13 protein-coding genes are annotated in these 12,059 nt (G+C 41.4%); all 13 read left to right on the top strand.

The window, feature by feature from the left end; all coding sequences use genetic code 11:
- The first annotated feature begins 37 nt into the window (after positions 1 to 37).
- The 13 genes from udk to D7D53_RS04705 all read left to right on the top strand — a co-directional run bounded on the left by udk (position 38) and on the right by D7D53_RS04705 (position 12,011).
- Positions 38 to 676 (top strand): uridine kinase, encoded by a 639-nt coding sequence (gene udk, locus D7D53_RS04765; protein ID WP_049551857.1) that lies wholly within the window; start codon positions 38 to 40, stop codon positions 674 to 676.
- Positions 677 to 801: 125 nt separating this feature from the next.
- On the top strand, positions 802 to 2,142 hold the full coding sequence (gene xseA / locus D7D53_RS04760; RefSeq protein WP_120770289.1) for an exodeoxyribonuclease VII large subunit: 1,341 nt from the start codon (positions 802 to 804) through the stop codon (positions 2,140 to 2,142).
- Positions 2,120 to 2,332 (top strand): exodeoxyribonuclease VII small subunit, encoded by a 213-nt coding sequence (locus tag D7D53_RS04755; protein WP_000043226.1) that lies wholly within the window; start codon positions 2,120 to 2,122, stop codon positions 2,330 to 2,332. Before xseA ends, D7D53_RS04755 begins: the two co-directional genes overlap by 23 nt.
- A complete protein-coding gene (locus tag D7D53_RS04750) occupies positions 2,329 to 3,204 on the top strand; it encodes a polyprenyl synthetase family protein (protein ID WP_120770288.1) in 876 nt (291 codons plus the stop codon). Before D7D53_RS04755 ends, D7D53_RS04750 begins: the two co-directional genes overlap by 4 nt.
- Positions 3,197 to 4,012 carry a TlyA family RNA methyltransferase gene (locus D7D53_RS04745; protein WP_120770287.1) on the top strand — a complete coding sequence of 272 codons (816 nt, stop codon included), beginning with the start codon at positions 3,197 to 3,199 and terminating at the stop codon, positions 4,010 to 4,012. The genes D7D53_RS04750 and D7D53_RS04745 overlap by 8 nt, the downstream gene beginning before the upstream one ends.
- A complete protein-coding gene (locus D7D53_RS04740) occupies positions 4,005 to 4,436 on the top strand; it encodes an arginine repressor (RefSeq protein WP_020900686.1) in 432 nt (143 codons plus the stop codon). The genes D7D53_RS04745 and D7D53_RS04740 overlap by 8 nt, the downstream gene beginning before the upstream one ends.
- Positions 4,437 to 4,442: 6 nt before the next feature.
- Positions 4,443 to 6,110 (top strand): DNA repair protein RecN, encoded by a 1,668-nt coding sequence (gene recN / locus D7D53_RS04735; RefSeq protein WP_120770286.1) that lies wholly within the window; start codon positions 4,443 to 4,445, stop codon positions 6,108 to 6,110.
- A 1-nt stretch (position 6,111) separates the two neighbouring features.
- Entirely contained in the window at positions 6,112 to 6,840 is a 729-nt protein-coding gene (locus tag D7D53_RS04730; RefSeq protein WP_120770285.1) for a metallophosphoesterase family protein, read from the top strand.
- A 78-nt stretch (positions 6,841 to 6,918) separates the two neighbouring features.
- Positions 6,919 to 8,742, top strand: a complete 1,824-nt coding sequence (lepA, locus tag D7D53_RS04725) for a translation elongation factor 4 (RefSeq protein ID WP_001047207.1) — start codon at positions 6,919 to 6,921, stop codon at positions 8,740 to 8,742.
- 104 nt (positions 8,743 to 8,846) lie between these two features.
- A complete protein-coding gene (locus D7D53_RS04720) occupies positions 8,847 to 9,458 on the top strand; it encodes a hypothetical protein (RefSeq protein WP_120770284.1) in 612 nt (203 codons plus the stop codon).
- Between the two features lie 209 nt (positions 9,459 to 9,667).
- Positions 9,668 to 10,144, top strand: coding sequence for a PTS sugar transporter subunit IIA (locus D7D53_RS04715; RefSeq protein WP_000521974.1), 477 nt, complete (start codon positions 9,668 to 9,670; stop codon positions 10,142 to 10,144).
- 38 nt (positions 10,145 to 10,182) lie between these two features.
- Positions 10,183 to 10,488 carry a PTS sugar transporter subunit IIB gene (locus D7D53_RS04710; RefSeq protein WP_023942583.1) on the top strand — a complete coding sequence of 102 codons (306 nt, stop codon included), beginning with the start codon at positions 10,183 to 10,185 and terminating at the stop codon, positions 10,486 to 10,488.
- Between the two features lie 47 nt (positions 10,489 to 10,535).
- Positions 10,536 to 12,011: a PTS galactitol transporter subunit IIC gene (locus D7D53_RS04705; protein WP_070479246.1), complete on the top strand. Its 1,476-nt coding sequence runs from the start codon at positions 10,536 to 10,538 to the stop codon at positions 12,009 to 12,011.
- Positions 12,012 to 12,059 lie beyond the last annotated feature (48 nt).

Raw genomic sequence — 12,059 nt, 5'->3', positions numbered from 1 at the left:
GATAGAATAGACGACGGATAAAAAAACGGAGGATAGCATGCAAAATAGACCAATCATTATCGGAGTGACAGGTGGTTCTGGTGGTGGTAAGACCAGTGTTTCAAGAGCCATTTTATCGCATTTTCCTGATGAAAAGATTTCCATGATTGAGCATGATTCATACTACAAGGATCAGTCTCATTTGACCTTTGAAGAGCGTGTCAAAACCAACTACGACCATCCTTTTGCCTTTGATACAGACTTGATGATCGAGCAGATTAAGGAATTGTTGGCAGGGCGTCCGGTGGACATCCCGACCTATGACTATACAGAGCATACACGAAGTAGCAAGACCTATCGTCAAGAACCTCAAGATGTCTTTATCGTTGAGGGGATTTTGGTCTTGGAGGACAAGCGTCTGCGCGATTTGATGGATATTAAGATTTTTGTGGATACGGATGATGATGTGCGCATTATTCGTCGTATCAAGCGTGATATGGAAGAGCGTGGCCGTAGCCTTGATAGTGTTATTGACCAGTATTTAGGCGTAGTCAAACCTATGTACCATCAGTTTATCGAGCCAACTAAGCGTTATGCTGATATCGTCATTCCTGAAGGGGTCAGCAATATAGTGGCTATCGACCTGTTGACAACCAAGATTGCAAAGATTTTGGAAGAAGCTCGAAACAGTAAATAATCAGATGAGGAGGCTTGCCTCCTTTTTTATTTTTCCCTCATAATGGTACATAAATGGAGATTTTTAGGCATATTTTTGGTATAATAATACCCATGAAAGAGCAAGAAAATGAATAGTAGGTGGAGATGGAAAAGTATTTATCGGTAACAACTTTGACCAAGTATCTGAAAATGAAATTCGATAAAGACCCTTACTTGGAACGGGTCTATTTAACTGGTCAAGTTTCCAATTTTCGTAAACGACCTACTCACCAATATTTCTCCCTAAAAGATGATCATGCAGTCATTCAAGCGACCATCTGGTCTGGAATTTATCAGAAATTAGGTTTTGACCTGGAAGAAGGAATGAAAATCAATGTGATTGGACGTGTGCAGGTCTATGAACCAAGTGGTAGCTACTCCATCATCATTGAAAAGGCAGAGCCTGATGGAGTTGGTGCGCTTGCGATTCAGTTTGAACAACTCAAGAAAAAATTGACAGAAGAAGGCCTGTTTCAAGAACGTTTCAAGCAACCTCTGCCCCAATTTTCTAAGAGAATTGGGGTAGTAACCAGTCGCAGCGGAGCCGTTATTCGAGATATTATCACGACCGTTAGCAGACGCTTTCCAGGTGTGGACATTCTTCTCTATCCGACAAAGGTACAAGGTGAGGGAGCTGCGGAGGAAATTGCTCGAAATATTGCGCGTGCCAATCAACGGGACGATTTGGATTTGCTGATTATTGGTCGTGGTGGAGGTTCTATCGAGGATCTCTGGGCCTTTAACGAAGAAATTGTGGTACGAGCTATTTTTGAATCTCGTTTACCAGTTATCTCTAGTGTGGGGCATGAGACGGATGTGACCTTGGCAGATTTTGTGGCAGATCGCCGGGCTGCAACGCCAACAGCAGCTGCTGAACTAGCGACACCTGTGACCAAGTTGGATGTGTTGGCTCATTTGCAAAATCAGGAAAAACGGATGGCAACGGCAGTTCGAAATGTGCTATCTAAGAAACAAGAAGCTTTGAAAAAATGCAGTCAGTCAGTCATCTTTAGACAGCCAGAGCGTTTGTATGATGGTTATTTGCAACGCTTGGATCAGCTGCAACTGCGCTTAAAACAAAGTTTGCGAACACGGATTTCTGATAACAAACAAGTCGTCCAAGAAAGGACGCATCGACTGGTACAATTATCACCTGTTACTAAAATACAACGTTATCAAGATCGTCTTGGTCAGTTGGACAAGCTCCTCCGTAGCCAAATGGCTTTGGTTTATGATGCCAAGGTTGCTGAGGTGAAACGACTTTCGGAAGCCTTGCTGATGCTGGATACCAGTCGAATCGTGGCGCGTGGTTATGCTATTGTCAAAAAAGAAGAGTCCGTTGTAGATTCGGTTGAGAATTTAAAGAGAACAGACCAAGTGACGCTTTTGATGCGAGATGGTCAAGTAGAATTAGAGGTTAAAGATGTCAAAACAAAAGAAATTTGAGGAAAATCTAGCAGAACTGGAAACCATTGTCCAAAGTTTGGAAAATGGTGAAATTGCTCTGGAAGATGCGATTGCTGCCTTTCAAAAGGGTATGGTCTTGTCAAAAGAACTCCAAGCGACGCTGGACAAGGCTGAAAAGACCTTAGTTAAGGTCATGCAAGAAGATGGAACAGAAAGTGATTTTGAATGAAAAAGCAAGAAAAATTAGCTCTTGTCGAGTCAGCCTTGGAAGATTTTTATGGAGACCAGCAGTTTGCCTCTAGTTTGCGAGAGTCTGTTCTCTATTCCATTCATGCTGGTGGCAAGCGTATTCGACCCTTTCTCTTGTTAGAAGTTCTGGAAGCCTTACAAGTTACCATCAAACCTGCTCACGCGCAGGTGGCTGCAGCATTAGAAATGATTCATACAGGTAGTTTGATTCACGATGATCTTCCAGCTATGGATGATGATGATTACCGTCGGGGACGCTTGACCAATCACAAGAAATTCGGTGAAGCTATGGCCATTTTGGCTGGAGATGCTTTATTCCTAGATCCTTATGCCTTGATATCACAGGCAGATTTGCCAAGTCAGATCAAGGTGGACTTGATTGCCAACTTATCTCTTGCTTCAGGAAGTCTGGGCATGGTGGCAGGGCAGGTTTTGGATATGGAGGGCGAGCACCAACACTTGTCCTTAGAAGAACTCCAGACTATTCATGCTAATAAGACTGGAAAGTTACTAGCCTATCCCTTCCAAGCAGCAGCCATCATAGCCGAATTGGCACCTGAAATGCAGGCAAAGCTGAAAACTGTTGGTGAACTAATTGGTCTTGCTTTTCAAGTTCGAGATGATGTGTTAGATGTGACCGCCAGTTTTGAGGAAATTGGCAAGACACCACAAAAGGACCTGCAGGCAGAAAAATCAACCTATCCTGCTTTGTTAGGATTGAAAGAGGCTATTGCCTTTTGTAACCAGACTCTGAATCAAGCTAATGCAAAATTGGAAGAAATTGCCCAGCAGGTTCCCTTTGAGATAGAATCGATCGTAGAAGTAGTAGAAAGTTTGAGAATCAATGGCTAAGGAAAGAGTGGATGTACTAGCTTATAAACAGGGCTTGTTTGAAACGAGAGAGCAGGCCAAGCGTGGTGTTATGGCTGGCCTAGTCGTAGCAGTACTTAATGGAGAACGGTTTGACAAGCCAGGAGAGAAAATTCCAGATGACACCGAGCTAAAACTCAAGGGGGAGAAACTCAAGTATGTCAGCCGTGGTGGCTTGAAATTGGAAAAGGCCTTGCAGGTCTTTGATTTGTCAGTGGATGGCGCGACCACGATTGATATCGGGGCTTCTACTGGAGGTTTTACCGATGTCATGTTGCAAAATGGTGCCGAGTTGGTCTTTGCAGTCGATGTTGGTACCAATCAGTTGGCTTGGAAATTACGCCAAGACCCACGAGTTGTTAGCATGGAGCAGTTCAATTTCCGCTATGCTGAAAAGACTGATTTCGAGCAGGAACCGAGCTTTGCCAGTATTGACGTGAGTTTCATTTCCCTCAGTCTGATTCTTCCGGCCTTGCACCGTGTATTGGCAGATCAGGGTCAGGTTGTGGCTCTGGTTAAGCCTCAGTTTGAGGCAGGCCGTGAGCAAATTGGGAAAAATGGAATCATTCGAGACTCCAAGGTTCACCAGAATGTTCTTGAATCTGTCACAACAATGGCAGTAGAGGAAGGTTTTTCAGTCCTTGGTTTGGACTTTTCTCCCATCCAAGGTGGGCATGGAAATATTGAATTTTTAGCGTATTTGAAAAAAGAAGAGTCAGCAAGCCATCAGGTTCTTGCTGAGATTGAAGAAGTAGTAGAGAGGGCGCATAGTCAATTTAAAAATGAATAAAAAAGAGAGACTTGAAAAAATTAGACGATTTGTGACAGATTATCAAATCGGTACACAAGAAGAAATCGTAGAACATTTGAAAGAGGCAGGCATCACTGCCACTCAGGCAACGGTATCCCGAGATATCAAAGAACTGGGGATTGTCAAAATTCCTTTGAGAGACAACACCTATGTCTATGAATTACCAAAATCAATCGTAAAAAGTTTGCAACTGGCTGAAGACAATATTGAGTCAGCTGAATTGATGGATAAGATGATCAATCTCCAAGTCATCCCAGGGAATACGGCTTTTGTAAAAGCTCAGTTAATTGAGACTTTTGCGGACAAGATTTTTAGCTGTTTAGCTGATGATAGCTCGATTTTAGTCATTGCCAGAAGTGAAAGTCTAGCTGAGGAAATCTTTGAACAAGTAAAAAATTGGTAGGTCTGTATGTTACTTGAAATTTCGATAAAAAACTTTGCCATTATTGAGGCTATTTCCCTCAATTTTGAGAAAGGTATGACTGTCCTGACTGGTGAAACGGGTGCAGGGAAGTCAATTATCATTGATGCCATGAATATGATGTTGGGAGCTCGTGCGACGACAGATGTTATTCGTCATGGTGCGCCAAAGGCAGAGATTGAGGGACTTTTCTCAGTTGAGAATAGTCGCCTTTTACAGGAAATTTTTGATGAGCAAGGTTTAGAAATGGGGGATGAAATTATCATCCGTCGGGAAATCTTGCAAAATGGTCGTAGTATCAGCCGTGTCAATGGCCAGATGGTTAATCTGTCTGTTTTGCGTGCTATTGGGCAACATCTGGTGGATATACATGGTCAGCATGACCAAGAGGAGTTAATGCGACCTCAACTTCATATCCAGATGTTGGATGAATTTGGAGACGCAGCTTTTTGGGAATTGAAAGAAACCTATCAAACGAGTTTTGATGCCTATCGTAAAATGCGTAAGCAGGTTCTGGAAGTCAAGAAAAACCAACAGGAACACAAGGCTCGTATTGAAATGTTGGAATTTCAAATGGCAGAGATTGAGGCAGCAAACTTGCAAGCTGGTGAAGACTTATCTCTCAATCAAGAGCGAGAGAAACTTCTCAACCATAAAAATATTGCTGATACACTGACCAATGCCTACAGTATGTTAGACAATGAAGATTTTTCAAGTCTGGCCAACGTTCGTTCAGCCATGAATGACATGGAAAGTGTCGAAGAGTATGACCCTGAATATCGTGAAATTTCAAGCTCACTATCTGAGACCTACTATGTCTTAGAAGACATTAGCAAACGTTTGGAAGCAATCATTGAGGATTTAGATTTTGATGGTAATCGCCTCATGCAGGTCGAGAATCGCTTGGACCTCCTTCATACCATTACCCGTAAGTATGGTGGGACTGTAGATGATGTCTTACTTTATTTTGCCAAGATTACGGAAGAATACAATCTCTTGACTGGCAATAATCTTTCGTCTGAGGATATGGAAGCTGGGCTCAAGAAATTGGAAGTCAATCTTGTTGATTTGGCAGGTCAGCTTGCATCTGCTCGTCATGACTTGGCTCAGCAGCTCGAAGCAGAGATTAAACAAGAGCTTCAAGACCTATATATGGAAAAAGCCCAGTTTCAAGTTCGTTTTAGCAAGGGCAAATTTAGTCGTGAAGGAAATGAAATGGTCGAGTTTTACATTTCAACCAACCCTGGTGAAGACTTTAAACCCTTGGTTAAGGTTGCGTCTGGCGGGGAATTATCTCGTCTCATGCTAGCCATTAAGTCTGCCTTTTCACGTAAAGAAGGCAAGACTAGCATTGTCTTTGATGAGGTGGATACAGGAGTTTCAGGTCGTGTAGCTCAAGCTATTGCACAGAAGATTCACAAGATTGGCCAACATGGTCAGGTTCTGGCTATTTCCCATTTGCCACAAGTGATTGCGATTGCGGATTACCAATTCTTTATTGAGAAGATTAGCAATGAGCATTCAACGGTTTCGACTGTTCGTCTCTTGACGGTTGAAGAGCGAGTGGAAGAAGTTGCTAAGATGTTGGCAGGTGATGATGTGACGGAAGCAGCCCTGACGCAAGCTAGAGAATTGTTGAGAAACAGGGAGAAATAAGATGACAGACTATTATGTAATTGGAGATGTTCACGGAAAAGCTGGGATGCTGGAAGACCTTCTCAAAACTTGGGATGGTCAGACTCAGTTGCTCTTTTTGGGTGATTTGATTGACCGCGGTGAGGATAGTCGCCGTGTCCTAGAGATGGTTAAGGACTTGGTGGACAATCAAGGGGCTATCTGTTTGTCAGGAAACCACGAGTATATGTTTTTGACATGGCTCGATAACCCAGAAGAAAGCTATGACCATTATCGTCGCAATGGTGGAGATACAACCATTAACTCTATCCTAGGTCGTCCCTTGGATGCACCAGTTGATGGAGTTGAGGATGCCAAGCGTGTTGCTACTGAAGCAGCAGACTTGGTCGAATTTATTCGTCAAATGCCGTTTGTGGTAGAGACAGACAAGTATATCTTTGTTCACGCAGGTATTGATTTGACCTTGGAAGACTGGCATGAAACCACAGATTATAAAAAAGTCTGGCTTAGAAAACCATTCCACGAAGCAGAAAATCATACTGGAAAAATCATTGTCTTTGGTCATACACCGGTTTATGGTTTGCTGAAGCAGGAGCGTGGTACAGCTGAGCTCTGGACTACAGAAGATGGCAAGATTGGAATGGATGGAGGAGCTGTTTATGGTGGTGTCCTTCACGGTATTGTCTTTACAGACCAAGGAATGACAGAACATCACTTTATCGAAAATGACGGCTTTATCGCTGAAGATTAGTACTCCTAGCAGGGTATGGTCTTGTCAAAATGTCAAAAACAATTTATAATAAATAGATACCCTGAAAGGAAGAGAATCATGAACTTAGAAGAATTGAAAAAACGACAGGAGAAGATCCGTAACTTCTCTATTATCGCCCATATTGACCATGGAAAGTCGACTCTAGCAGACCGCATTTTGGAAAAAACAGAGACAGTCTCCAGTCGTGAAATGCAAGCTCAGCTTTTGGATAGCATGGATCTAGAGCGAGAACGTGGGATTACCATTAAGTTAAATGCCATTGAGCTGAATTATACTGCAAAAGATGGCGAAACTTATATTTTCCACTTGATTGACACGCCGGGGCACGTTGACTTTACCTATGAAGTTTCACGTTCGCTAGCTGCCTGTGAGGGGGCGATTTTGGTGGTTGATGCCGCTCAAGGGATTGAGGCTCAAACCCTTGCCAATGTTTATCTAGCCTTGGACAATGATTTGGAAATCATGCCAGTCATTAACAAAATTGACCTGCCAGCAGCGGATCCAGAGCGCGTGCGTACTGAAATTGAAGATGTCATTGGTTTGGATGCCAGTGAAGCAGTCTTAGCATCTGCCAAGGCTGGTATTGGGATTGAAGAAATTCTCGAGCAAATCGTGGAAAAAGTGCCAGCACCAACGGGTGATGTGACGGCTCCACTTAAGGCCTTGATTTTCGACTCTGTTTACGATGCTTACCGTGGGGTTATTCTCCAAGTGCGTGTCATGGATGGAGTAGTTAAACCTGGCGATAAGATTCAGCTTATGAGCAATGGCAAGACTTTTGATGTGACAGAAGTTGGTATTTTTACACCCAAAGCAGTTGGTCGTGATTTCCTTGCGACGGGTGACGTTGGTTATATTGCAGCTTCTATCAAGACAGTTCAGGACACTCGTGTGGGTGATACCGTTACCTTAGCAACCAATCCTGCAGCAGAGCCATTACATGGTTACAAGCAGATGAATCCTATGGTCTTTGCGGGTCTATATCCTATCGAGTCAAACAAGTACAATGACTTGCGTGAAGCCCTTGAAAAATTGCAACTAAATGATGCTAGTCTTCAGTTTGAACCAGAAACATCTCAAGCACTTGGATTTGGTTTCCGTTGTGGTTTCCTTGGACTTCTCCATATGGATGTTATCCAAGAACGTTTGGAACGCGAGTTCAACATCGACCTCATTATGACAGCTCCATCTGTTATTTATAAAGTTAATTTGACCGATGGTGAATCAATGGATGTGTCTAACCCATCTGAGTTTCCAGACCCAACTAAGATTGCGACCATTGAAGAGCCTTATGTTAAGGCGCAAATCATGGTACCGCAAGAGTTTGTTGGAGCAGTGATGGAATTGGCTCAGCGTAAGCGTGGAGACTTCGTGACTATGGATTATATCGATGATAACCGTGTCAATGTTATCTATCAAATTCCACTGGCTGAAATCGTCTTTGACTTCTTTGACAAGCTTAAGTCTTCGACACGTGGTTATGCAAGCTTTGACTACGAATTGTCAGAGTACCGTCCATCTAAGCTGGTCAAAATGGACATCCTTCTCAATGGAGACAAGGTGGATGCCCTCAGCTTTATCGTTCACAAGGACTTTGCCTACGAACGTGGGAAACTCATCGTTGATAAGCTTAAGAAAATCATCCCTCGCCAACAATTTGAGGTACCAATCCAAGCAGCAATTGGACACAAGATTGTGGCTCGTACAGATATCAAGGCCCTTCGTAAGAACGTACTTGCTAAATGTTATGGTGGTGACGTTTCTCGTAAACGTAAACTCCTTGAAAAACAAAAGGCTGGTAAGAAACGTATGAAAGCCATCGGATCAGTAGAAGTTCCACAAGAAGCCTTTCTTAGCGTCTTGAGTATGGATGAGGAATAGAAATGAAAACAAAACTCTTGAAGATTTCTCAAGAGTTTTTGTTATTACTGTTATAATTTGACATCTATCCTTACTTCTACTATAGTAGGTAGTGGAGGAAGTTTATGAAAAAAAGTTTAGTTTTAGCAACAATTTTTATATCAAGTTTTGCATTAACGGCATGTTCAAATAAGAGTCAAACAGAATCTAGCACGAATGTGATTACTAGTTCTTCAAGTAGTCAGGAAGCGTCTACCTCGACGACTACAAATTCTGATAAGAAGACTGAAGAAACACAGGTTATTGGTTCTGATGAGTATGGGTTCGTTAAAGTGCCAAAGTCTTGGATTAAGTTTAATGAAGTACAGGGAGGCAATGATATTCAATATTCAGACGGTACGGATGTGAATATTGTCACCTTGAATACTTTTAAAGCAGAACAATTTGGTATTTCTGATAATGAATTTCAAAAACTTGAAACAGTTCGTATTTCTGATAGTATTTTCACTTCAAAAGAAAGTAATCCAGAATTCACTAAAGTTTGGGGTTCTAAGTCAACTATTGGAGGTTATGAAGCCTATGTAGTTAACGCAATTTCTAAGTCTGGAAAATACATCATTACATGGATTTTTAAATCTAGTGATGGTAAGTTCAGATATGTTGCTTTAGAAGGGACTCCAGAAACATTAAAAAATCTACTTCCCATGATTGAAGAGAGTTGGACAATTCAAAAATAATTATTAAAGCAGGATTGGTATCCTGTTTTTTTTGTTTAAGTCATTAAAAACCGTTTTTAATGTTTGTTTTTAATGTTTGTTTTGGTTATAAAGATAAAAAATAAACAAAACAATCAAAAAAAGGACAAAAAACAACAAAAAATATTGACAACGGTTTCATATAGTGTTATACTTATAGCATAAAGTTAATGGAAAGAAGGGAAAACCTTATGGGATTAGATCATTTCTTTGACAAAAACCTTGTGTTTTGCTTAGAAGCGGATAATCAAGAACATCTCTTTGATCAGGTTGCAACTTTATTGGAAGAACGAGAAATCGTAACTCCAACTTATCGTGAAGCCTTGATCACGCGTGAAAAGTCATTTCCAACTGGCTTAGATATGGAATTTTTGGGTAAAGATTTGCCGAATGTGGCTATTCCTCACACGGATATTGTTCATAATCTAGCCGAAAAAGTTGTGGTCGTTCGATTAGAAAAACCAGTGACTTTCCACAATATGATTGCGCCAGATAAGGAAGTAGAAGTATCCTTACTCTTCTTTATCATTAATAACTCAAGTTCAAGTCAAACGAACATTCTTGCTCAGTTGATGGACTTCTTTACTGGAAATGGTCATCTTGAAGACCTATCAAAAATTTCTGAACCAGAAGCCCTCTATGCTTATATTGCTGAAGCAATTGCTTAATCTTGTCTATTAAAAATATTAAATCGGAGGAAATCCATATGATTAAAATTCTTGCTGCCTGCGGTGCAGGTGTTAACTCAAGCCACCAAATTAAAAGTGCTCTTGAAGAAGAACTTTCAAACCGCGGTTTTGATGTCCACTGTGATGCAGTCATGGTCAAAGACGTTAACGAAGACCTTATCAAAGGTTATGACATCTTCACACCAATTGCTGCTACAGACCTTGGTTTTGAACCAGGTATTCCAGTTATCGAAGCTGGACCAATCTTATTCCGTATACCAGCTATGAGTGCTCCAGTATTTGACAATATTGAAGCAGCTATCAAAGAACACGGATTAAGCTAATTTTAATTTGTTAACATTCATATAACTATAATAAGGGAGGAACTATTATGGATGTCATTATCGAACTAGCCAATAAGCTGTTCAAACCTATCTTGGATATGGGTGGACCAATCATCATGCTGATTATTTTGACAGTATTGGCTCTACTTTTTGGAGTGAAATTCTCCAAAGCGCTTGAAGGTGGTATCAAACTTGCCATCGCTCTTACTGGTATCGGTGCTATCATCGGTATGCTAAATGGTGCTTTCTCAGCATCACTTGCAAAATTCGTTGAAAATACTGGTATTCAATTGAACATCACTGACGTTGGTTGGGCACCACTTGCTACAATCACTTGGGGATCTGCTTGGACACTTTACTTCTTGCTCATCATGTTGATTGTCAACGTAGTGATGCTTGCTATGAAGAAAACTGACACACTTGACGTCGATATCTTCGATATCTGGCACTTGTCTATCACAGGTCTTTTGATTAAATGGTATGCAGACAACAATGGAGTTAGCCAAGGAGTTTCACTCTTCATCGCCACTGCAGCAGTTGTCCTTGTAGGTGTTCTTAAAATCATCAACTCTGATTTGATGAAACCTACATTTGATGACCTTCTTAACGCACCAAGTTCATCACCAATGACTTCAACTCACATGAACTACATGATGAACCCAGTTATCATGGTTTTGGATAAGATTTTTGAAAAATTCTTCCCAGGTCTAGATAAATATGACTTTGATGCTGCTAAATTGAACAAAAAAATCGGTTTCTGGGGATCTAAATTCTTCATCGGTTTCATCCTTGGTATCGTTATTGGTTTGATGGGTACTCCACATCCAGTTGAAGGACTTAAAGATGCAGCAAACTGGCAAGAAGTTATCAAAGGTTGGTTATCTCTTGGTTTGACAGCCGGTGTAGCTTTGGAACTCTTCTCACTTATCGGTTCATGGTTCATTGCTGCCGTAGAACCACTTTCACAAGGTATTACAAACGTTGCTACTAAACGTTTGGAAGGACGTAAGTTTAACATCGGTCTAGACTGGCCATTCATCGCTGGTCGTGCTGAAATCTGGGCTTGTGCAAACGTACTTGCACCAATTATGTTGATTGAAGCAGTACTTCTTTCAAACGTCGGAAATGGTATCTTGCCACTTGCAGGTATCATCGCTATGGGTGTTACTCCAGCTCTCTTGGTTGTAACACGTGGTAAATTGCTCCGCATGATTATCTTCGGAACACTCTTGTTGCCACTCTTCCTTCTTTCAGGTACACTTATCGCGCCATTTGCAACAGAACTTGCTAAAGGTGTAGGTGCCTTCCCAGAAGGTGTGAGCCAAACTCAATTGATCACTCACTCAACTCTTGAAGGACCAATCGAAAAACTTCTTGGTTGGACAATTGGTAACACTACAACTGGTGATATCAAAGCAATCCTTGGTGCTGTAGTCTTCCTTGTATTCTATATCGGTATCTTTGCTTGGTACAGAAAACAAATGATCAAACGTAACGAAGAGTACGCAGCAAAAGCAAAATAATGCGCTCCTATAAAATGTAAATTGTTGAAACTAGGTTGTCATACCATT

This window comes from Streptococcus gwangjuense, assembly GCF_003627155.1.
Classification (GTDB): Bacteria; Bacillota; Bacilli; order Lactobacillales; family Streptococcaceae; genus Streptococcus; species Streptococcus gwangjuensis.
This window is presented reverse-complemented; position numbering and strand designations above follow the sequence as displayed.